General features: G+C 63.0%; 24 protein-coding genes. 10 read left to right on the top strand and 14 right to left on the bottom strand.

Going from position 1 to position 19,728, the window contains the following annotated elements:
• Nucleotides 1–56: 56 nt before the first annotated feature.
• Nucleotides 57–410 carry an accessory factor UbiK family protein gene (locus tag APM_RS05180; RefSeq protein ID WP_007422302.1) on the top strand — a complete coding sequence of 118 codons (354 nt, stop codon included), beginning with the start codon at nucleotides 57–59 and terminating at the stop codon, nucleotides 408–410.
• Here the strand turns inward: APM_RS05180 and APM_RS05175 are convergent.
• Genes APM_RS05175 through APM_RS05130 form a run of 10 tightly spaced genes read right to left on the bottom strand, consistent with a single transcriptional unit; the run spans nucleotide 386 to nucleotide 8,068 of the window.
• Nucleotides 386–979 carry a nucleoside triphosphate pyrophosphatase gene (locus APM_RS05175; RefSeq protein WP_007422301.1) on the bottom strand — a complete coding sequence of 198 codons (594 nt, stop codon included), beginning with the start codon at nucleotides 977–979 and terminating at the stop codon, nucleotides 386–388. The two genes, APM_RS05180 and APM_RS05175, sit on opposite strands and share 25 nt — an antisense overlap.
• Nucleotides 980–1,987, bottom strand: coding sequence for a zinc-binding alcohol dehydrogenase family protein (locus APM_RS05170; protein WP_007422300.1), 1,008 nt, complete (start codon nucleotides 1,985–1,987; stop codon nucleotides 980–982).
• A gap of 41 nt (nucleotides 1,988–2,028) precedes the next feature.
• Nucleotides 2,029–2,754 carry a M48 family metallopeptidase gene (locus APM_RS05165; RefSeq protein WP_007422299.1) on the bottom strand — a complete coding sequence of 242 codons (726 nt, stop codon included), beginning with the start codon at nucleotides 2,752–2,754 and terminating at the stop codon, nucleotides 2,029–2,031.
• A gap of 8 nt (nucleotides 2,755–2,762) precedes the next feature.
• Nucleotides 2,763–3,239 carry a YcgN family cysteine cluster protein gene (locus tag APM_RS05160; RefSeq protein WP_007422298.1) on the bottom strand — a complete coding sequence of 159 codons (477 nt, stop codon included), beginning with the start codon at nucleotides 3,237–3,239 and terminating at the stop codon, nucleotides 2,763–2,765.
• A 38-nt stretch (nucleotides 3,240–3,277) separates the two neighbouring features.
• Nucleotides 3,278–4,006, bottom strand: coding sequence for a lipid-binding SYLF domain-containing protein (locus APM_RS05155; protein WP_007422297.1), 729 nt, complete (start codon nucleotides 4,004–4,006; stop codon nucleotides 3,278–3,280).
• Nucleotides 4,007–4,063: 57 nt separating this feature from the next.
• Nucleotides 4,064–4,678: a histidine phosphatase family protein gene (locus APM_RS05150; protein ID WP_240314130.1), complete on the bottom strand. Its 615-nt coding sequence runs from the start codon at nucleotides 4,676–4,678 to the stop codon at nucleotides 4,064–4,066.
• Nucleotides 4,679–4,715: 37 nt separating this feature from the next.
• Nucleotides 4,716–5,516: an ABC transporter permease gene (locus tag APM_RS05145; RefSeq protein ID WP_007422295.1), complete on the bottom strand. Its 801-nt coding sequence runs from the start codon at nucleotides 5,514–5,516 to the stop codon at nucleotides 4,716–4,718.
• A complete protein-coding gene (locus APM_RS05140; RefSeq protein WP_007422294.1) occupies nucleotides 5,513–6,250 on the bottom strand; it encodes an ABC transporter ATP-binding protein in 738 nt (245 codons plus the stop codon). Before APM_RS05140 ends, APM_RS05145 begins: the two co-directional genes overlap by 4 nt.
• 22 nt (nucleotides 6,251–6,272) lie before the next feature.
• The gene (gene metW / locus APM_RS05135) at nucleotides 6,273–6,887 is read right to left on the bottom strand and encodes a methionine biosynthesis protein MetW (protein WP_035185074.1); all 615 of its coding nucleotides are present in this window, start codon (nucleotides 6,885–6,887) and stop codon (nucleotides 6,273–6,275) included.
• A gap of 35 nt (nucleotides 6,888–6,922) precedes the next feature.
• A complete protein-coding gene (locus APM_RS05130) occupies nucleotides 6,923–8,068 on the bottom strand; it encodes a homoserine O-acetyltransferase (RefSeq protein WP_007422292.1) in 1,146 nt (381 codons plus the stop codon).
• A 105-nt stretch (nucleotides 8,069–8,173) separates the two neighbouring features.
• Between APM_RS05130 and APM_RS05125 the strand changes: the two genes are divergently transcribed.
• From APM_RS05125 to APM_RS05100, 6 genes are all read left to right on the top strand, one after another.
• Nucleotides 8,174–9,061: a chorismate mutase gene (locus APM_RS05125; RefSeq protein ID WP_007422291.1), complete on the top strand. Its 888-nt coding sequence runs from the start codon at nucleotides 8,174–8,176 to the stop codon at nucleotides 9,059–9,061.
• Nucleotides 9,058–10,152: a histidinol-phosphate transaminase gene (gene hisC, locus APM_RS05120; protein WP_039887833.1), complete on the top strand. Its 1,095-nt coding sequence runs from the start codon at nucleotides 9,058–9,060 to the stop codon at nucleotides 10,150–10,152. Before APM_RS05125 ends, hisC begins: the two co-directional genes overlap by 4 nt.
• Nucleotides 10,145–11,032: a prephenate/arogenate dehydrogenase family protein gene (locus APM_RS05115; RefSeq protein ID WP_007422289.1), complete on the top strand. Its 888-nt coding sequence runs from the start codon at nucleotides 10,145–10,147 to the stop codon at nucleotides 11,030–11,032. Before hisC ends, APM_RS05115 begins: the two co-directional genes overlap by 8 nt.
• A 75-nt stretch (nucleotides 11,033–11,107) precedes the next feature.
• Nucleotides 11,108–12,043: a tRNA pseudouridine(55) synthase TruB gene (gene truB / locus APM_RS05110; RefSeq protein ID WP_007422288.1), complete on the top strand. Its 936-nt coding sequence runs from the start codon at nucleotides 11,108–11,110 to the stop codon at nucleotides 12,041–12,043.
• A gap of 23 nt (nucleotides 12,044–12,066) precedes the next feature.
• A complete protein-coding gene (gene rpsO / locus APM_RS05105; RefSeq protein ID WP_007422287.1) occupies nucleotides 12,067–12,336 on the top strand; it encodes a 30S ribosomal protein S15 in 270 nt (89 codons plus the stop codon).
• A 140-nt stretch (nucleotides 12,337–12,476) separates the two neighbouring features.
• The gene (locus tag APM_RS05100; protein WP_007422286.1) at nucleotides 12,477–13,247 is read left to right on the top strand and encodes a Bax inhibitor-1/YccA family protein; all 771 of its coding nucleotides are present in this window, start codon (nucleotides 12,477–12,479) and stop codon (nucleotides 13,245–13,247) included.
• Between the two features lie 92 nt (nucleotides 13,248–13,339).
• Here APM_RS05100 and APM_RS05095 read toward each other — a convergent pair whose 3' ends face one another.
• From APM_RS05095 to APM_RS05080, 4 genes are read right to left on the bottom strand one after another with little or no spacing between them, the layout of a single operon-like run.
• Nucleotides 13,340–13,633, bottom strand: coding sequence for an HPr family phosphocarrier protein (locus APM_RS05095; protein WP_013639469.1), 294 nt, complete (start codon nucleotides 13,631–13,633; stop codon nucleotides 13,340–13,342).
• Entirely contained in the window at nucleotides 13,630–14,052 is a 423-nt protein-coding gene (locus tag APM_RS05090) for a PTS sugar transporter subunit IIA (RefSeq protein WP_011941528.1), read from the bottom strand. Before APM_RS05090 ends, APM_RS05095 begins: the two co-directional genes overlap by 4 nt.
• On the bottom strand, nucleotides 14,049–14,960 hold the full coding sequence (rapZ, locus tag APM_RS05085; protein WP_039887829.1) for an RNase adapter RapZ: 912 nt from the start codon (nucleotides 14,958–14,960) through the stop codon (nucleotides 14,049–14,051). Before rapZ ends, APM_RS05090 begins: the two co-directional genes overlap by 4 nt.
• Entirely contained in the window at nucleotides 14,957–15,379 is a 423-nt protein-coding gene (locus APM_RS05080; RefSeq protein WP_039887828.1) for an HPr kinase/phosphorylase, read from the bottom strand. The genes rapZ and APM_RS05080 overlap by 4 nt, the downstream gene beginning before the upstream one ends.
• 1,062 nt (nucleotides 15,380–16,441) lie before the next feature.
• On the opposite strand from APM_RS05080, the gene APM_RS05075 reads away from it, so the two are divergent.
• The 3 genes from APM_RS05075 to APM_RS05065 form a co-directional block, all read left to right on the top strand.
• Nucleotides 16,442–17,125: a response regulator transcription factor gene (locus tag APM_RS05075; protein ID WP_011941533.1), complete on the top strand. Its 684-nt coding sequence runs from the start codon at nucleotides 16,442–16,444 to the stop codon at nucleotides 17,123–17,125.
• 9 nt (nucleotides 17,126–17,134) lie between these two features.
• On the top strand, nucleotides 17,135–18,601 hold the full coding sequence (locus tag APM_RS05070) for a HAMP domain-containing sensor histidine kinase (protein ID WP_241763109.1): 1,467 nt from the start codon (nucleotides 17,135–17,137) through the stop codon (nucleotides 18,599–18,601).
• Between the two features lie 84 nt (nucleotides 18,602–18,685).
• Nucleotides 18,686–19,728: MFS transporter (locus APM_RS05065; protein ID WP_050807177.1), on the top strand; the 1,043-nt coding region annotated here is incomplete at its 3' end.

Genomic DNA, 19,728 nt, shown 5'->3' with positions numbered 1-19,728 from the left:
GGCGTTTATAGAGAGGCGGAGATGATCCGTCATCACCACTCTGCAGGAGAATTGGCATGACCGAGAGACCGCGGTTTTTTGATGATCTGGCAGGCCTTGCCGGCGGCGCGCTCTCGGCGGCCAGCGGCCTGCGCGACGAAATCTCAGCCCTGGTGCGGGCGCGGGTCGACGAGGCGATCCGGCGGCTCGACCTTGTCAGGCGCGAGGAATTCGATGCGGTGATGGAGCTTGCGGTCAGGGCGCGTGCGGAATCCGAAGCTCTTGCCTCCCGTGTTGCGCATCTTGAGGACATGGTAATTCCGGCGGCTCCACGCCCTGTCGGACCCGATGCCGGTGCCGACGGGGTGGCCGAGGCGCCGGCATCGGGTCCGCTGGCGGTCCCGGATCAGGATGGCAATGCGCCGATCTGACGCAGATAGCCAAGCAGCGGCAGCAGGGGCAGGCCGAGGATCGTGAAGAAATCCCCCTCGATCCGCTCGAAAAGTTGAATGCCCGGCCCCTCAAGGCGATAGGCGCCGACCGAGTGCAGTGCGGCCTCGCCCTCGGCGGCTAGATAGGCGGTAATGAAGGCGTCCGAGAGAGGCCGCATGGTCAGCCTCGGCGCCTCGCCGTGAAACCACGTCACTTCGCCGTCACGGACGCAGGCAATGCTGGTCTCGAGCCGGTGCGTCCGGCCGGAAAGCCGGTGCAGGGTTTCGGCGGCCTCCTCCCGGTCGGCGGGCTTGTCAAACCATGTGCCTTCGCAATCCAGCATCTGATCGGCGCCGATCACGACCGCATCGGGATGACGGGCAGACACCGCGAGAGCCTTCTCCCGGGCAAGCCTGGCCGCAACCACCGCAGCCGACTGGCCGGCGAGCGTGCCGGCGCGCTTGATGGGCGTTTCATCGACCCCCGATGACTCGGTATCCGCCAGCACACCGGCCGCCTTCAGCATCGACTGCCGGGTGACCGAGGTGCTGGCGAGAATCACCCGCACTCAGAATCCCTCGAGCACGATCTTCCCGCGGGTGGTTCCGCTTTCGACCGCCGCGTGGGCACGGCGCAGATTGGCGGCCGTGATCGGGCCGTAATTCTCGGTCATCGTCGTGCGGAGGACACCTTGGTCGACGAGCCGGCTCACCGATTGCAGGATGTGATGCTGTTCGATCATCTGCGTCGTCTGATGCAGCGAGCGCGCGAACATGTATTCGGTGTGCACCGAGGCCGACTTGTTGAAGATTTCGTTCATATCAAGCGGCCCCGTCGATTCGATGAGCCCGATCCGCCCTTCCGGGGCAAGCACATGGCACAATTCGCGCCAGTGCCGTTCGACGTGGTTGGTGCAGAATATGTAGCTTGGCGCGCTCACTTCGCATGTCTCGAGCTGGTGCGCCAGCGGATGGTGGTGATTGATCACGTGATGCGCGCCGAGAGATGAGCACCAGTTGATGGTTTCCGGCCGTGAGGCCGTCGCGACCACGACGAGTCCCGTCAACTGGCAGGCAAGCTGGATCGCCATCGAGCCGACGCCGCCTGCGCCGCCGACAATCAGCAACGTATCGTGATGCACGCGGTCGCGCGGGATGGAAAACCGGTCGAAGAGCATTTCCCACGCTGTGAGTGTCGTCAGCGGCAGGGCTGCGGCTTCGGCGAAGCTCAGCGAGCGCGGCTTGCGGGCGATGATCCGCTCATCGACTGCGTGGAACTGGGCGTTGCTGCCCTGGCGGTCGACGGAGCCGGCGTAGAAGACCTCGTCGCCGATGCCGAACCGCGTGACGCCGGGACCAACCGAGCGCACGATTCCAGCGGCATCGAAGCCGAGGATGCGGGGCTCGCCGAGCGGTTCGTTACGCCGCCGGATCTTGGTGTCCACCGGGTTCACCGACACGGCGCGAACCTCGACCAGAACGTCGTGAGTCCGCAATACCGGATCGGGTGCCTCGATATCGATCAGCGCCTCGTCGGCAGTGACTGGCAGAGAGTGAGTGAAGGCGACAGCTTTCATGAGTTGGCCTCATCTTTGGGGACGGAAGATCCGTGCCCGTTTCAGGAAATCCGCAACAATCCAGGCCCCTCAGCGGCGAGCCAGGATGTTGCCGCGACCCGGTGCGGCGTCAGCATCTCGGCAAGCCGCCAGAAATCCGGGCCATGATTCATGTGGCGCAGATGCGCCGCTTCGTGCGCAACGACATAGTCCTGAACGAAAGACGGCGCCATGATGAGGCGCCATGAAAACATCAGGGTCCCGTTCGCCGCGCAACTGCCCCATCGCGTCCTGGTGTCCTTGACCCGGATGGCCGCGGGGCGGGCGCCGACATGTGCGGCCTTGTCGCGCGCCTGGGCCGACAGTTCCCGCAACGCAAGGTCGTGCAACGCATCCCTCACGCGCCGGGCCAGGAACTCCGGATGACCGCCGATCCGTATGGCGGCCTGTTCGATGATTGCACCACCGCGCAGAGACGGGTCATGGACGATCCGGTGAGGCCGTCCAAAAATCGGGATTTCGTTGCCATCCGCGATGATGACCGGAGCGGGCAGGGCGGCAAGACGTTCGGCAACCCATATTTCATGGCCGCGGAGCAGTGCCAGGCCCGCTTTCCGCGATCCGCGAGGCGGCAGCGTGATCACGATCCGTCCGCCCTGAGGGTCGATTCGCAGGGCGATCCGCCGCGCGCGGGCGCTTCGTCGCCATAAAATCGATGTCTGCAATCCGCCGATCACTACGGGTTCGGCCCCGTCATGTGGTTCGACATCGAACGGGACGACCGGCACGTTGGCTCCTATCCGGCGTGGCACCTGGCGCGCGGCCAACGGGCCGGCCAGTTCACGATATGGTCCTCAAGGTGATGCACCGAGGTCTCGCTTCGCACCCGTCCCGCAACCGACGCGCCTGCACGAAATGTGCTTTCCGGATCACCCGTCAGCAGCGGGTGCCAATCCGGCAAATCCTTGCCTTCGGCAATCAGCCGATACGCGCAGGATGGCGGCAGCCAGTCGATGGCGGTGACAAGCTCCGGCGTGAGCGCCGAACAGTCAGGCACCTCGCGAAGCCGGTTTTCATAATTTCGGCATCGCCCCGTTGCCGTATCCAGCAGGCGGCACGAGACATTGGTGAACGCAAGTTTATTCGTTTCCTCGTCCCGCAGCTTGTGCAGGCAGCAGCGGCCGCACCCGTCGCAAAGGGACTCCCATTCCGACGGGGTCATCTCTTCGAGGCGTTTCGTGCGCCAGAACGGTGCGTTGCCAGCTTTCGACATGACAACAGCCTAGCCCGGCGGGACGTGCCGGAAAAGCATTATCCGCCGTATTTGGCGAGCATGGCGCGAAGCGGATTGGCCCCTGCGTTGTTGACCGTCATGTTCACAACAATCTGCCGCGGGCCGACCGTCTGGCCGTAATATTGCTGGTCTAGTGCCGCGTCATTCGAGAAAACCGAGCCTGACAAGGATATCCCACCATAAAGTCCGCGGGACTTGGCGAAGGTCACGATATCGGCGCCGAGGGCGGTGCCACTGGAACCGCCAATGCCAGCGCCGAGGGTTGCCACCGATACGCCGGCATCGGCGCCAATCTTGAACTGGCTGTTGAGGAACGCGTTCAGTGCGGTGTTGTTCATCAGCAGCATGATGACCTCGGCGTCCTGGGCGCCGATCTGCAGGCCGAAGCTGCCGCTGCCCATGGTGTAGAATGCCGGATCAGACCAGGAGCCGCCCGCCGCGCGCGACACGAGAACGCAACTCCCGCCTTCGCCGCCAACGAAGAATCCGGCCTTGAAGATCCTTGGACAAACGACGACGGCCTTTGCGTTGCGTAGCAGCTGAGTCGCCTGGCCGGCGGACGCAGTGCCCGACCCCAGCATGGTCTCGATGGTGAGCGTCGACCGGTCGACGAGTTCCTGTGCCGCATTCGGCGTTCCCGCGTCCGATGCGCAGGAGGCAAGCGGAATCGCGAGCAGCAGCGCTGCGATGCCAACCCTGGTCGTTCCGCGAGCGACGCCGCGAACCACGTCATTATGTTTCATCATCAACCGTCTCCGTCTGAACGATCTGGGGAATTGATTTGGCCTCAATCCGCCTGTCGTTCAAATGGAAATTTGTTCATTGACCGTGACGACCCGCCATGCGTGACCGTGGTGCTCGATCCGTGTGACGGAAAGATTCTCGATCGCGAGGCTGAGCGCCTGGTGCGCCGTGAGGTCGAGAGCGTGGGCAACGGCCGCCCGGATTGCTCCGCCGTGAGAGACGGCAACGACGTCCTTCCCCCGGTGCGCTTCGCCCAGCCGGTCGAGACCGGTGCCGACACGCGCGCGCAACTGGGCGAAGCTCTCGCCTTCCGGCGGCTGTTCATCTCCGCCCACCGGCCAGAACGGATGCGGCGAACCGCGCCGGTTGAACTCCGACATGTTCATTCCCTGCCAGATCCCGAAATCCTGCTCGATCAGGGTTTCCTCGACCTGAGGGACGACCGGTCCGTATCCGGCAGCCATGATCGCTTCAGCTGTCAGCCGCGTGCGGGAGAGCGGGGTGACGACCCAATGAGCCGGGCGGGGCAGGCTGCTGGCGAGCGCGGCATAGCGTGGCGTGTCCCGCAGGCGGCGTTCGCCGCAGATCGGCACGTCCATCTGCCCATAGAGAAGGGCGAGTGCGTCCGGCGTGACGGTGGCATGGCGGATCAGCCAGAAGGTCGTCGGTTTCATGTCGAGTTCCGTCATTCGAGGTGGGGCCGGGCTGGGATCATTCGCCGATCGTGACCAGCGCGCCATTGCGTCGCGCCGCCCTGAACTGGGCGGCAAAAATCATGGCTGCGGCAGCCATCCAGATGCCATTCAGGCCGAACGCGATTCCAAGTTGGCTGAAATCCGTCACGTGCCGGTAGAGCGCGCTGCGCATGCCCGCGAAAATGTGGGCGGCCGGCAGCGCGTCGGCGACGGGGCGTAACCAGCCGGGGAGAATCGAGGCCGGATAGAAGACGCAGGCGACCGGAGTGAGGCCGAAAGCCAGTGTCCAGGCCAGCGCCTCAGCCGACGCCCCATAGCGGAACAGCAGCGAAATCACGCCCAGGGCGAGCCACCAGCCCATGAGAAACAGGTTCAGCATGAACAGGATGAGGGCGGGGCCAAATGTAAAGACGTTGAAGTCGTAGAGCAGAAAGGCGATGACGGCGGCCGGCGCAAGGCCGGCGAGGGAGCGCATGACGGAGACACCGAGCAGCGCGAAGACCATCTCCCGCGGGCGCAGCGGGCTGACGAAGACATGGCCCAGGTTACGGGACCAGATTTCTTCGAGGAACGAGATCGTTACCCCCATCTGCGCGCGAAGGGCGACTTCCCAGAGCAGCACGCCGCCGATCAGCGCGCCGGCGGCGCGTACCGGCAGGTCTGCATGGCCCTGAACGACGAATTTCGCCGTGAAGCCCCAGATCAGCAATTCGAGCGTCGGCCAGTAGGCGAGTTCGAGCAGGCGCGGCCAGGACCGCCGGTAAAGGCAGAAATGGCGATACATCAGACCCCAGATGCGGCGCAGAGCGGCAATCATGATGCCCGGGACTCCGTGCCGCGCGCGATGGCGAGAAAGACCTGCTCAAGATCACCGCGGCCATATCGCGCAATCAGCCCGGCCGGCGTGCCGCGATCGACGATGCGTCCACCCTTCATCATCAGAACCTCGGCACAGAGCCGCTCCACTTCGGCCATGTTGTGCGAGGCGAGCAGGATCGCCGCGCCCGTTTCGTCGCGATAGCGTTCGAGCCCGGTGCGGACGTAATCCGCGGTATCCGGATCGAGGCTTGCTGTTGGCTCATCGAGCAGAATCAGGGCGGGGCGGTTGATCAGCGCCTTGGCCAGCGCGACGCGGGTTTTCTGTCCGGCCGAAAGCGCGCCCGCCTTGCGGCGCAGGAGTGCCTCGAGATCGAAATCCCGGGCCAGTTCGCGAATCCGCCGCTCAAGCTGCGGAACGTTGTATAGATGACCGTAGACGCGCAGATTTTCCTCGACGGTCAGCCGCATCGGCAAGGCGACATAGGGCGACGAATAATTCATCCGGGCCAGCGCGGCGAACCGGTCGCGCGCCATGTCGTGGCCGAGCACGCGGATCGCTCCGGCGTCGGGCGCCAGGATGCCGAGAAGCATCGAAATCGTTGTCGTCTTGCCCGCGCCATTGCCCCCGAGCAGGCCGCAGGTGGTGCCCGGAGCGACTCTGAAACTCACGCCCTCCACCGCGCGCACGGCGCCGAAGCTCTTGGTCAGGTTCTCGACGTTGATCGTATCCATGCCGATGTCACTGAGGCCGTTTTCAGTCTTCCGCCGCCGGCTCGCGCCTCAGCACGAAAAGCCCCTGTTCCCCAAACAGATTGGCAAGCAGTGGAAAGCGCCGCCAGGGGGCACGGCGGCCGGCCTCGTCGGCGGCAAGCCATTGCTCGACCTGATAGTGTTCTGTCGCGCAGAGGTCGAAGAAGTCGCGAATCGTGCATGGATGGATATTCGGCGTCTCGTACCACATCCTGTTCCATGTCGTCGTCATCGGCATGCGCCCGGTCGAAAAGAGCTGCCAGCGCAGGCTCCAGTGGCCGAAATTCGGGAAGCTGACGATGGCCCTGGTGCCGACCCGCAGCATCTGGCGCAGCACCTCCCGCGGCTGTTCGACCGCCTGAAGCGTGCGCGAAAGCACGACGTAATCGAACGCGGCATCGGGGTAGTGGATAAGGTCCGCATCCGCATCGCCCTGCATGACCGGCAGGCCATGGGCTACGGCGCGCGTGACTTCCGCCATGTCGATCTCGATACCCCGCGCATCGCACCTGCGCGTGCGGGCGAGAAGGTCGATCAGTGCGCCGTCGCCGCAGCCGATATCGAGGACCCGCGAGCCTGGCGGGATCATCTCTGCGATCAGTTCGAGGTCGACGCGCATGTTCTTGCCGACGAACCGCACCGGCGCTTGCTGGCTCATTGCAGGCCCGCCGCTTCGGCCGCGCCGGAGATGAAGCCGGCGACGGTACGATGGAAGTCGGGTTCGTCGAGCAGGAAAGCATCGTGCCCCTTGTCACTGACGATCTCGACGAAGCTGACATTCGCCGCGACCTGATTCAGTGCGCGCGCCATAGCCCGGCTTTCCGCTGTCGGGAACAGCCAGTCGGAACTGAAGGATACCAGAAGGAAGCGTGTCTTCGTGCCGCGAAAGGCGGCCGACAGCGACCCGCCATGGTCGGCGGCGAGATCGAAATAGTCCATTGCCCGCGTGATCACGAGATACGAGTTGGCATCGAATCGCCGCACGAAGCTCGATCCCTGGTGTTCGAGATAGCTTTCGACCGCGAAGCGTTCACCGAAGACGGGCGCGGCGAGGGCGTTCTGGCGCTGTAGCCGGCGGCCGAATTTCCTGGTCAGGGCCGCTTCCGAAAGATAGGTGATATGTGCGGTCATGCGCGCGACGGCGAGGCCGCGGGCGGGAATCACGCCATGTGTCCGGTAGTGGCCACCATGAAAATCAGGGTCGGTATAGATCGCTTGCCGGCCGACCTCATGGAAAGCAATGTTCTGCGCGGAATGATAAGGCGCGGTCGCGATCGGCACGGCGGCAAACACGCGGTCCGGAAACAGCGAAGCCCAGGCGAGCACCTGCATGCCCCCCATCGATCCGCCGACAACCGCGAAAAGGCGTTCGATTCCAAGCCAGTCAACCAGCTTCTTCTGGGCGCGCACCATGTCCTGAACGGTGATCGCAGGAAAGTCGATCGACCAGGGCTCGTCGGCCCCGTGATCGCGTCGGCTGCGTGGTCCCGTCGATCCCATGCATCCGCCCAGCACATTCGCGCAGATCACGAAGAACCGATCAGTGTCGACCGGCTTGCCGGCGCCGACCAGGGCGTTCCACCAGCCCGGCTTTCCCGTAAGAGGGTGCGGCTCGGCAACGTACTGGTCTCCCGTTAGCGCATGACAGATGAGGATCGCGTTGCTCTTCTCGGCGTTCAGCGAGCCATAGGTGCGGTAGGCCACCTCGAGCCGCTGCAGCGTCGTGCCGCAGTCAAGAACGAGGCCATCTGAAAACGATGCCGTCTGATGGGCTATGTCAGGGAAAGGGGACTGATCCATGGCCCGCCCGATATGCGCTCAACCCATGCGGGCGGCAAGGATGGGGCTTGCCGTGCGGCGTGCCTCCTGTATCAGATAGGTTGAAAGTCAGTATGTTGGATTATCATGTCTGAAACGCCGCCTTCGCCGACCCCGAACGATACTGCTCCGGAGACGCTTGCCAGGCTTCGCGCCGAGATCGATGCGCTGGATGACCGGATCCACGACATGCTGATGCAGCGCGCGGAGATCATCGAGCGCGTTGCCTCTCAGGGGGGGAAACGCGGCGTGCCGATCCGTCCCGGGCGCGAGGCGGCGATCCTGCGCCGCCTGCTCGATCGGCACCAGGGATCGCTTCCCCAGCACACGATCGTCAGGATCTGGCGGGAACTGTTTTCCGGCGCCCTGATGATCGAGGGAGGGCTCGTCATCGCCGTCGCTGACGGCGTGCAGGCCGAACTGCTGGCCGTCGCGCGCGAGCATTTCGGGCCGCTGACCGCCATGCGCCGCCACCGCACGCCCTCCCAGGCCCTCGCCGATGTCACCGGCGCTGCGGCGCATGCAGCGGTTTTGCCGCTTCCATCCGATGAGGACGATGATCAGGCGGCGTGGTGGGTCGGCTTGATGCATGGAGGCCCGCCGCGTCTGTCCATCGTTGCAAAGCTGCCCTTCTGGGGACGGCGAGGGGACGGTGTGCCGCAGGCCGAAGCCTATGTCGTCTCATCCTTCGTGCCGGACGCAAGCGGGAATGACCGCAGCCTGATCGGCATTGAGATCGTCCCCGATACCAGCACGGCGCGGATCGTCGGGATGTTGCGCGATGCCGGATTCGACGTCGGCTCCCTGCTGCTCCGCAGGGTTACGCGGCGGGAGGTCGGTTATGCGCTGGCTGACGTCGAGGGGTATGTGCCGCGCGAGGACGCCCGACTCGGCACGCTGGCCGGTTTCCTCGCGCCGCCTGTCGTGCTCGGGTCGTATGCCGCGCCAGTTGGTGCGTCTGGTCCCTCGCGATGAGCGGTCTGCCCACCGCGCGCCCCGCCGTCTTTTCGGTTCCACCCTACGTCGGGGGCGAATCAAGGCTCGATGGGGTGAACCGGGTCATCAAGCTGTCGTCCAACGAGGGCGCGTTCGGCCCGCCGCCTGGCGCCATCGCGGCGCTGACCGAAGTGGCGGCAATCGCCCATCGCTATCCGGATGGAGGGGCGACATCGCTGCGTGCGGCGATCGGTCGTCGCTTCTGCCTCGACCCGGCGCGGATCGTTTGTGGGAACGGATCCGATGACCTGATTGCCCTGCTGATCCAGTCCTATGGTGGGCCGGGGACCGAACTGGTGATGAGCCGGCACGGGTTCCTGATCTATGAGATCGCCGCACGACTCGCCGGGATGAATGTACGGAAGGCGCCGGAACGAAATCTGACGGCCGATATCGATGCCATGCTCGCCGAGGTGACGCCGGCGACCCGGCTTGTGTTCCTGGCCAATCCGAACAATCCGACCGGCAGCCTCGTGCCCGCCTCGGACGTCTCCCGGCTTCGGGCGGAACTACCGCCGGATGTATTGCTGGTCCTCGACGCAGCCTATGCGGAATATGTCGAGCGCGCCGATTACGACCCGGGCGTCGAACTGGTCGATTCCGGCCAGAACACGGTGATGACCCGCACATTCTCGAAAATGTTCGGGCTTGGCGGCGTGCGCCTGGGCTGGGCCTATGCGCCGCTCGCGATTGTCGATGTGCTGAACCGGACCCGTATGCCCTTCAACGTGAGCGGCCCCGCCGCCGCCGCGGGGATTGCCGCGCTCGCCGAGCCGGGCTGGGTCGAGCGTTGCCGCAACCATAACACCCGCGCCCGGACGGAACTGGCGGCGCGGATCGAACGAGCGGGATTCCGCGTCTGGCCGAGCGAGGCGAATTTCCTGCTGGCCGATCTTGAGACCGCCGATCGTGCGGCTGCTGCCGATACTCATCTGCGCAACCGGGGCATCATTGTTCGGCAGGTGGCGGCCTATGGATTGCCGCAATGCCTGAGGATCACGATCGGAACCGACGAGGAATGCTCGACCGTCGCCGACGCGCTCGATGATTTCGGCCAAAACCATGGCTGAGCCGCTGTTCAACCGCCTTGTCCTGCTGGGAATCGGGTTGATCGGCTCGTCGATCGCGCGGGTTGCCCGCGAGCGCGGCGATCTGGCCCGGACGATCGTAGCCAATGCCCGAACGCAGGCAACGCTCGACCGTGTCATGGAACTGGGCATTGCCGATGAATGCGAGATTGACCCCGCACGCGCCGTGCAGGGGGCGGATTGCGTTATCTTCTGCGCGCCGGTGGGCGCCTACGCCGCCTTGGCCGAGGCGATTGGCCCCCATCTCGCGCCGGGCGCAATCGTCAGCGATGTCGGATCGACCAAGCAGTCCGTGATCCGCGATATCGGGCCGCACCTGCCGGAAGGGGTGCATTTTGTCCCCGCCCATCCGATGGCCGGGACAGAGTTTTCGGGTCCCGATGCAGGGTTCGCGGGTCTGTTCAAGGGCCGCTGGTGTCTTCTTACTCCGGTGCCGGGCACGGATCAGGATGCGATCAGCCGCATGCGGACGTTCTGGGAGCGCTGTGGCGCGATGGTCAGCGTCATGGATGCCGCCCATCACGATCGGGTGGTGGCGATTGTCAGTCATCTGCCGCACCTCATTGCCTTCACGATCTGCGGCACGGCGGACGACCTCGCCGACGAGACCAGGCAGGAAGTGCTGCAGTTCGCCGCCTCGGGCTTCCGGGATTTCACCCGGATCGCTGCGTCCGACCCGACAATGTGGCGCGACGTGTTCCTCAACAATCGCGAGGCACTACTGGAAATGCTGGCCCGCTTCACTGAGGATGCGCAGGCCATGGCACGCGCCGTTCGGTGGGGCGATGCCGCTTACATCGAGGACAAGGTTCTGCGCGGCCGCAAGATCCGCCAGGCGCTGATCGACATCAATCAGGCCTGAGCGAGGCCTTGCCGGTTTGCCACGGGGCACCGGCTTCGCTATCAGCCGCACAACCCGAGCAATCCGAAGGTCAATATGGCGCCGAATCAGACGCGGCAGAAGCGTGGACGTATTATCGACGGCTGGATCGTGCTGGACAAGCCGCCGGGGATTACCAGTGCGCATGCTGTGGCCCGCATCAAGCGATTGCTCCAGGCCGCGAAAGTCGGCCACGGCGGCACGCTCGATCCGTTGGCGACGGGCGTCCTGCCGATTGCCCTGGGCCGGGCGACAAAGATGGTGCCCTATGTCATGGACGGGACCAAGCGGTATCGCTTCACCCTTCGTTTCGGCGAGGCGCGTGATACCGACGACGCGGATGGCGCGGTAGTCATGACGTCCGATTTCCGGCCGGAAACGTCGGACATCGATGCTGCCCTCGTCGCGTTTCGCGGTACGATCATGCAGGTTCCGCCGGCGTTCTCAGCAATCAAGGTTGATGGTGAGCGTGCCTACGACCTGGCGCGCGCCGGTCTGCCGCCGGAGTTGCCGCCTCGCCCGGCGCAGATCGACCGGTTCGACCTTATCGACCGGCCCGACCCTGATCATGCGATTTTCGAGGTGGAGTCAGGCAAGGGGGTCTACATGCGGTCGTTGGCGCGCGATTTGGCGCGTGCGGTGAACACTGTGGGGCACATAGCTGCATTGCGTCGTCTTTCCGTTGGCCCCTTTGCCGAAACGGGCTCGACGACGCTGGACAAGATCGCCGATTCCGGCGATAGCCTCGCCCGCGATCCGGACTTCCTGCTTCCCGTCGAGACCGCGCTGGACGACATCCCGGCCCTGGCCCTGACCGAAGCGGAAGCCGCTGCCCTTAGAAATGGCCAGGCATTGAGCCTTGTCCAGTTCATGGGTCGGATTCCGTTGGCCTGCGATCCCGATGGCGGATTGGCGCGGCTGATGGCGGGTCGCCGTTTCGTGGCGCTAGGTCGTCTGACTGACGGCCAACTCAAGCCGGAACGTGTGCTTTAATTTCAGAAACAGGAGTCTACGCGATGTCGATTACACCGGACCGCCGGCAGGAACTGATCGGCGAATATGCCAACAAGGCGAATGATACGGGCAGCCCCGAGGTGCAGGTCGCGCTGTTGACCGAGCGGATCGTCAACCTCACCGAGCATCTCAAGACACATGCCAAGGATTTCCACTCGCGCCGCGGCCTGCTGATGCTGGTTGGCCGTCGCCGCCGACTGCTCGATTATGTGAAACGCCAGGACGTCAAGCGTTACGAGGCCCTGATCGGCCGTCTCGGCCTGCGCCGTTGACCGGCTGGAGCGTTTCGCGCTCCAAATCGTTACGCCGAACTCACATGCCGCCTGCCGATTCCGCTTGATCGGCGGGCGCGAATGGCCAAAATAGGGTCGACAGCGGCATTCCGCCGCTCGACGAGGAGTATCAAGCAATCATGGCTATGGGTCCCGACATGCGTTCCTATCGCAGCGCAACCGTTGCGGCAGGTGCAGGCGTTCTGGACGAGGGTCTGCGCGCCTATATGCTGCGGGTCTATAACTGGATGGCGTCAGGCCTGCTGCTGACGGCCATTGTCTCGTATGCGATCTCGCATACCGGGCTGATCAACGCGTTCTATCCGCTGGTTGCGACGCCCGGCGGCGCAATGATCCGCGAGCCTGGCATCCTTGCCTATATCAGCATCTTCGCACCGCTGGCGTTCATGCTCGTGATGAGCTTCGGAGTGAACAAACTGAGCACCACGCAGGCTCAGGCCCTGTTCTGGGCATTCTGTGGTCTGATGGGCGCAAGTCTGACCAATATTTTTCTAGTTTATACCGGGCAGTCCATCCTGACGACGTTTTTCGTCACGGCCGGCACCTTCGCGGCGATGAGCATCTACGGCTACACGACGCGAACCGACCTTACGAAATTCGGCAGCTTTCTGGTGATGGGTGTGATCGGTCTGCTGATTGCCATGGTGGTGAACATCTTTCTTCACTCTCCGGCCATGCAGTTCGCAATCAGCGCGATCGGTGTGCTGGTGTTCACTGGGCTTGCGGCATACGACACGCAACGGATCAAGGCTGATTATGTCCAGTACGGTTACCGGTTCGGTGCCGGAATGGCGGCGAAGCGGAGCGTTTATGACGCACTTCAACTCTATCTGAACTTCATCAACCTGTTCCTCTTCCTGTTGCAGTTCATGGGCAATCGTCGGAACTGATTTCAGGATCTGTAAATCCTTGCAGAACAGGCTCCAGTTGATTTCTGGAGCCTGTTTTTTTGCTCAGACCTGTCGCGATCAGAGGAACGAATTCAGCCGTTCTCGTAAAATCCGGCCTCGACCAGTTCGACAACGGCCGCCAAGGCTTCCTTAGCGTCCCAGCCTTCGGCGGTAATCTCGATAGTTGAACCGAGTCCCGCCCCCAACATCATCAATCCCATGATTGATTGCGCCGAAACGGACTGACCATCGCGGGATACCTCGACGGACGCGCTGAATTTCTCGGCCAAAGTCACCAATTTGGCTGCGGCGCGCGCATGAAGGCCGCGGGCATTGCAGATGGTGACCGTCTGGGCCAAGCGAACGGGCGAATGATCGGCGCTCATCCGCACGCACGCTTCGGTGTGACGGGGTGGAGGATCTCTGATCCACAGGCAATGTATTTTCGACCGGCTTCTTCCGCGCAATGAACGGCATCTGCCAGGCTATGTGAGCCGCGGACCTTTGCCAGCTTGACCAGCATCGGCAGGTTGACCCCGGCGATTACCTCCACGTCGTCGCGCTCCAGCATGCTCATCGACAGGTTGCACGGCGTTCCTCCGAACATGTCGGTCAGAACCACCACGCCGTCACCTGTATCGACATCGGCAACGCGATCGGCAATTTCCTTGCGCTGGGTTTCAATATCGGCATCCGCCTCGACGGAGACGGTCGCGATGTTTCTCTGCGGACCGACGACATGCTCCAGCGCCTCGCGGAGAGCGACGCCAAGCTTGCCATGGCTTACGAGCACCATACCGATCATTTCTGGACTCCGGGCATCGGAGCACCTTGATGGGCTCCCGGCATCGCCTTCCACGCACTGCCTGCGGATCTGGAGCCGAGGCTGCGATGCTCAATCAGGACATTCCAGTCAGCATTGCGCAGACGATTCCCCAGCATCTCCACGAGAGAGACCGAGCGGTGCTTTCCGCCCGTGCAACCAAACGCGATCATGACGTATTTCTTGCCCTCACGAACAAAACGCGGCAACAGATAATCGGTCAGGCCGCTGACCCGCTCGAAGAATTCGGGAAAATCGGGATCCTGTCGGATATAGTCCCTTACCTCGGGATCGAGGCCGGTCCTGTCGCGCAGGTCCGGTATGTAATGGGGATTGCGCAGGAAGCGGGTGTCGAGCACAAGGTCGGCTTCCTGCGGCAATCCAGACGGATATCCGAATGAAACCAGCGTGATGGACATTCCCGGGCCGCCAAGCCCGAAACGCTGATCAATGATTTGCCGAAGCCCGGCCAGGGAGAGTTCGGAGGTATCGATAACCCAGTCCGCCGCATTGCGGAGGGTGCGGGTCAGGGCCTGTTCGGTTTCGATTCCTTCGCTCACGGTGCCGGCCAATGCCAAAGGATGCCGACGCCTCGTTTCGCTGAAGCGGCGCTGCAATGCTTCTGGGCTCGCCGTGATGAATATGAGTTCTGGGCGGACACATCCCCGTGTCTGCAGCCGATCGATGGTCGACAGGACATCCTCGGCCGAAAAATCCCGGGTCCGAGCGTCCACGCCGACTGCCAGCGGCTTGTCGCCCCGCACCAACGTTTCGACGATCCGCAACGGCGGGTTATCCACCGCCTCATAACCGATATCTTCCAGCGCGCGCAAAACGGAATTGCGTCCCGCGCCGGAGAGGCCGGTAACGATCACCATGCGTGCGCTCATTCGACGAAGCTCCCGCAATACTGCATACGGCGGCCGCCAAGTGCGTCGAGCGCCCAATGAATCCGGATCGATGCCGAGCAGGAATGCGGGTTTATGGTGATCTCCGGTGCGTTCAGGATGTCATTGGTGCGAGGTTTCGGCAAACGTTCTTCGATCCCGCAGAGCTGAACGACGAGCTTCAAAGTCGCCTGGCGGACTGCTGGCACGCCGAACAGCCCGATCCCACGCAACTCAATCATGCCGGCAAGTGTGTCCGGTGCGGATACCTGGTCCCCGGCGACCTGCACCTGATCATCGGCCACAAGGTTGAAGCCGCGGTCGATCAGCTTGAGCAACAAGTCAGATTTGCCGGACCCGGGCGGGCCCAGCAGCAAAACCGCGTCGTCGCCTAGTGCCGCACAAGAACCATGCAAAAGCATTTGAGTTTAATTGTGGCAAGTTTCAGGCGAAAGAGGAAGGGGGCAGCCGACGATGCCGCTCTGACGATGCCGCTGGCCCGGTTCGACGTATTGCCGTGAGGCCAACAAAAGCAGAAAACGAGATATTTCAGGAAATAAGGATTTGATAAAATTTAATTAATTAATATAATCCAAAAATATGAAAAAATTTCAACGCGAGCAATCCGGTGTGTGGGCTGTTCAAGGACTCCTTTTGTTTTCTGTCGCTTCCGGCAGCAATTCGGATGCAAACATGCATGCGTCGTAACGTTGCTGCAACGCTCATGCAAAGGCGCTTGAGCGATCCTAGGTTGCAGACGGCTGATGTTGCAGGCGGTCTGGCCCAATCAGTAGGAATTGCCATGCCGGCTTCATGCCGTGCTTTTTTGCTCGGCTTCATCGTTCGCACTGTCGTTTTGTCACGGCCGGCCGCGAAGCCATGCCGGTGAATATCGCCCGGCGCTTTCGGGGCGGATCGTTGCTCATGGTCGCAGGCCTTGCGATTGCCAGCGACGGTGATGCGCGGCGGCGACCCCGAGAATGTATCCAGCCCGGCAGGATTTCCTTTCGGCGTCCTGCATCTGGTCGCGGCAATGTCATGATTGGCCCGGCGAAGCGTGGATATTCCATCAAGGCGGCGCAGACTTCATCGCAACCAATCGCCTTGTCACGGCGACTGCCAGGACGTTCACCGTGACGCGCGGCTGTGGCCAACCTGTTCCTTCTCACATTGTCAGGCACAACAGCCGATGGTTGTATTCCATAAGGCCCGTCTGGCGTATCAGGGATCGATCGGCCGGAACGAGTGCAGGGGTGAGGCTGGTTGGCGTTGAATTCCCTGAACTTGCCTCGAATCCGGGGATGCGGCGAGGTGACATCGTTCACGCGATGAACAGAGTTCCGATATATGGTGCGGGTGTGTTGATGCGAGCCTTCATCTCGGTGCGGTCGGCGCATATTGAACATTGCAGGTGATGCGAGACGGCGACATCTCTGGCCTGTCTGTCATGGTCGGCCGCAGGCCGGCGAACTTGGGAGCGACTGATGCGAATACTCGTGGTTGAAGATGACAAGGATGTCGGCGGCTTCGTGGTGAAGGGGCTGCGCGAGGCGGGGCATACGGTCGAGCATGCGGATAACGGGCGGGACGGGCTTTTCATGGCGGCATCGGAGAATTTCGATGCGATCATTCTCGACCGGATGCTGCCGGGCGGGATCGACGGCCTGCGCCTTCTGGAGACGCTTCGTGCGCAGGACAACGTGACGCCGGTTCTGTTCCTGTCGGCCCTGGGTGAGGTGGATGATCGCGTCAAGGGCCTCAAGGCCGGCGGCGATGACTATCTCACCAAACCTTTCGCGTTTGCCGAACTTCTGGCCCGGGTCGAAGCGATGGCCCGGCGTGGCAAGGGCGAAGGTCCGGCGACGCGCCTGAACGTCGGCGACCTCGAAATGGACCTGCTGTCGAGAGGCGTGAAGCGGGCCGGACAAAAGATCGATCTGCAGCCCCGTGAATTCCGGCTGCTCGAGTATCTGATGCGCCATGCCGGCCAGGTGGTGACCCGGACCATGTTGCTGGAGGGAGTGTGGGACTATCACTTCGATCCGCAGACGAACGTGATCGACGTTCATATCTCCCGTCTTCGCCAGAAGATCGACAAGCCCTTCGACACCCCGCTTCTGCATACGGTACGCAATGCCGGATACATGTTGAGGGTCGAGGAACCCTGAGAACGCGTTGTGAGCAGCGGCGCCTCCGATACCGAAGAACTGCGAGGCTTGCCCCAGAGGCACGTCCGACATAATCGCCTATTGCGTTCGGCTGGCGTTCGGTTTGCGATTTTCTACGCGCTTGTTTTCGGGATTTCGGCCATCGTTCTGGCCGGCTCGCTCTACTATTCGACGATCGGCCTGCTCGGGAGGCAGACCCATGAGGCGATCCGCGTCGACGCACGCAGCCTGGCCGCTCATTTCGAGGCAGGCGGGTTGACCGGACTGGTTCTGACCCTGGACAGTCGGATCAGCGAGGACATCAACGACCACGCCATCTACCTGCTGGTCGATCCGCTGGGAAACCGGATTGCCGGCAACATGAGCCGATGGCCGCAAGGCATCAATACTGCTCACGTCTGGTATCAGGTGCCGCTCGAGCGAGGCGGCCGCAAATCGACGGCTCTGATGCGCTATTACGAACTGCCGGGCGGGTTTCAACTGCTGGTCGGCCGGGATGTCAGCACGCGCGCCCAGTTGCGGCGCATTCTCCGCGATGGGCTGCTCTGGGCCCTTGCGGCAATGGCGTTTCTTGGTGTGCTCGGAGCGATCGTCATTCGCGGCCTGTTCAAGCGGTCACTGGCCGACATTTCCGGCATAACCCGGGCCATCGCCCGCGGAGACCTGACCCGGCGGGTCCGCCGCTCGGGCAACAGTGACGAGTTCGATGAACTTGCTGAAACGATCAACGACATGCTCGATCGCATCGCAAAACTCATGGACGGCGTCCGCGAAGTGTCGAATTCGATCGCGCACGATCTTCGCACGCCGATTACGCGCGCCCGTGCGAGGCTCGAAGACGCCGCCGCACATGCGCGAACCACCGAGGAACTGCAAAGCGCCGTTGAGCGGGCGACCTTGGATCTCGACGGAATTGTTAACGTGTTTCAGGCCCTGCTTCGCATCGCCGAGATCGAGGCCGGCGCCCGCCGTTCGGCGTTCAGGGATGTCGATCTCGCGCCTGTGCTCGACGATTTGGCAGAGTTTTTCGATGCGTTGGCCGAGGAACGAGGCATTCTCATTGTCCGTGACTGGCCGAAATCGATCCCGATTTTTGGCGACCGCGATATGCTGCAGCAGGCGGTCTCCAACCTGCTGGATAACGCGATCAAGTTTTCCCGTGAAACCGACAGGGTGGTCATAGCCGCCCATGCCGGCGGTGGCCATGTGGAAATCCAGATCGCTGATCATGGTCCGGGCATTCCGGAGGCAGACCTGTCACGTGCCACCGAGCGATTCTATCGCGCCGAGGCGGCGCGTTCCACGCCGGGGTCAGGGTTGGGGCTTGCGCTTGTTTCCGCAATCGCACAACTCCACGGAGGTTCGCTGCTCCTGGAAAACAACGAGCCGGGCCTGCGGGCGCGTCTCATCCTGTCCCAGAGGGACAATGCTCCGCCACAATCACCGCGCCAGGAAGCTGCGTCATCGATGGCTTGATTCCGCGCCTCCCGGTTCATTTCGACTCTGATTGACATCCGACCGCGCCGTCCCGATACCGTGATCAATTGTGGAATGTGGGCCATGAAACGGGGCGGCGGGTGCGGGGCGCAATCTGTCCGCGTCATCTCTTCATCCAGCATAGCGTCCGGGGAGGATGAGACCATGACCGATACCACGAGCGCCGCTGCGCCTTCGTCCTGGAGCGCGCGTCTGACCCCCGCCCATTGGCGGGTGTTGACCGCCGCCTTCTTCGGCTGGGTGTTCGACGGATATGAGACCTACGCCCTGATCACCGTGATTGGCCCTGCGATGGTCGCACTTCTGCCAGCGCCCGAACGCGGGCACATCCATGCCGCCGCCGGCCTTGCCATTGCCATTACCCTGCTCGGCTGGGCGGCCGGTGGAACGGTTGGCGGCATTGCTGCCGATTATGTCGGTCGCAAGCGGATGCTGCTGATATCGGTGGTTGGCTACAGCCTGTTTACCGGCCTGACCGCATTCAGCACATCGGTCGACATGCTTGTGGCGTTCCGCTTCCTCACCGGCCTGTTTCTCGGTAGCGAATGGAGCACTGGCAATTCGCTGCTGGCCGAAACCTGGCCGAACGAGGCCCGCCCCAAGGGCGCCGGCTTTCTGCAGTCCGGCTTCGGGTTCGGCGCCTTCCTCGCTGCAGCCGTCTGGTACCTGCTGCGTCCGTTGGGGCCCGACGCGTGGCGTGCGATGTTTCTGGTCGGCGTCCTTCCGGGCTTTCTTGTGCTTTTTCTGCGTCGCCGCATCGACGATTCAGAAGCATGGGCACGGGCGGTTCGCGAGAAGCGCTGGGCCGTGACTGAAAATTCCGGCAGGCTGAGCCTGTCGGCGCGTCCTTTCACGCTCTTCCAGCTCTTCGCCGATCCGGAGGGCCGGCGCCGGACCGTGCTGGCCTGCCTGATGTCGATCAGCACGACGATGGGGTGGTGGGGAATCGCCACTTGGATACCCGGCTTCGTCGGGGGCTTCGCTGCCCATCACGGGCTTCACGGGCCATACTGGGCGAGCGTTGCCGGGCTCGTCTACACTGCGGGAGCCGTGGTTGGCTATCTCGTTTCTGGCTTCCTTGCCGACTGGATGGGCAGGCGGCGTTA

The sequence above is a fragment of the Acidiphilium sp. PM genome (assembly GCF_000219295.1).
Lineage (GTDB): Bacteria > Pseudomonadota > Alphaproteobacteria > Acetobacterales > Acetobacteraceae > Acidiphilium > Acidiphilium multivorum.
This window is presented reverse-complemented; position numbering and strand designations above follow the sequence as displayed.

What these genes read in the sequence shown, in the direction of transcription:
- APM_RS05180 (WP_007422302.1), top strand. Translation starts at nt 57, where the DNA reads ATGACCGAGAGACCGCGGTTTTTTGATGATCTGGCAGGCCTTGCCGGC.
- APM_RS05170 (WP_007422300.1), bottom strand. Translation starts at nt 1,987, where the DNA reads ATGAAAGCTGTCGCCTTCACTCACTCTCTGCCAGTCACTGCCGACGAG.
- APM_RS05160 (WP_007422298.1), bottom strand. Translation starts at nt 3,239, where the DNA reads ATGTCGAAAGCTGGCAACGCACCGTTCTGGCGCACGAAACGCCTCGAA.
- APM_RS05155 (WP_007422297.1), bottom strand. Translation starts at nt 4,006, where the DNA reads ATGATGAAACATAATGACGTGGTTCGCGGCGTCGCTCGCGGAACGACC.
- APM_RS05150 (WP_240314130.1), bottom strand. Translation starts at nt 4,678, where the DNA reads ATGAAACCGACGACCTTCTGGCTGATCCGCCATGCCACCGTCACGCCG.
- APM_RS05145 (WP_007422295.1), bottom strand. Translation starts at nt 5,516, where the DNA reads ATGATTGCCGCTCTGCGCCGCATCTGGGGTCTGATGTATCGCCATTTC.
- APM_RS05140 (WP_007422294.1), bottom strand. Translation starts at nt 6,250, where the DNA reads ATGGATACGATCAACGTCGAGAACCTGACCAAGAGCTTCGGCGCCGTG.
- metW (WP_035185074.1), bottom strand. Translation starts at nt 6,887, where the DNA reads ATGCGCGTCGACCTCGAACTGATCGCAGAGATGATCCCGCCAGGCTCG.
- APM_RS05130 (WP_007422292.1), bottom strand. Translation starts at nt 8,068, where the DNA reads ATGGATCAGTCCCCTTTCCCTGACATAGCCCATCAGACGGCATCGTTT.
- APM_RS05125 (WP_007422291.1), top strand. Translation starts at nt 8,174, where the DNA reads ATGTCTGAAACGCCGCCTTCGCCGACCCCGAACGATACTGCTCCGGAG.
- hisC (WP_039887833.1), top strand. Translation starts at nt 9,058, where the DNA reads ATGAGCGGTCTGCCCACCGCGCGCCCCGCCGTCTTTTCGGTTCCACCC.
- APM_RS05115 (WP_007422289.1), top strand. Translation starts at nt 10,145, where the DNA reads ATGGCTGAGCCGCTGTTCAACCGCCTTGTCCTGCTGGGAATCGGGTTG.
- truB (WP_007422288.1), top strand. Translation starts at nt 11,108, where the DNA reads ATGGCGCCGAATCAGACGCGGCAGAAGCGTGGACGTATTATCGACGGC.
- rpsO (WP_007422287.1), top strand. Translation starts at nt 12,067, where the DNA reads ATGTCGATTACACCGGACCGCCGGCAGGAACTGATCGGCGAATATGCC.
- APM_RS05100 (WP_007422286.1), top strand. Translation starts at nt 12,477, where the DNA reads ATGGCTATGGGTCCCGACATGCGTTCCTATCGCAGCGCAACCGTTGCG.
- APM_RS05095 (WP_013639469.1), bottom strand. Translation starts at nt 13,633, where the DNA reads ATGAGCGCCGATCATTCGCCCGTTCGCTTGGCCCAGACGGTCACCATC.
- APM_RS05090 (WP_011941528.1), bottom strand. Translation starts at nt 14,052, where the DNA reads ATGATCGGTATGGTGCTCGTAAGCCATGGCAAGCTTGGCGTCGCTCTC.
- rapZ (WP_039887829.1), bottom strand. Translation starts at nt 14,960, where the DNA reads ATGAGCGCACGCATGGTGATCGTTACCGGCCTCTCCGGCGCGGGACGC.
- APM_RS05080 (WP_039887828.1), bottom strand. Translation starts at nt 15,379, where the DNA reads ATGCTTTTGCATGGTTCTTGTGCGGCACTAGGCGACGACGCGGTTTTG.
- APM_RS05075 (WP_011941533.1), top strand. Translation starts at nt 16,442, where the DNA reads ATGCGAATACTCGTGGTTGAAGATGACAAGGATGTCGGCGGCTTCGTG.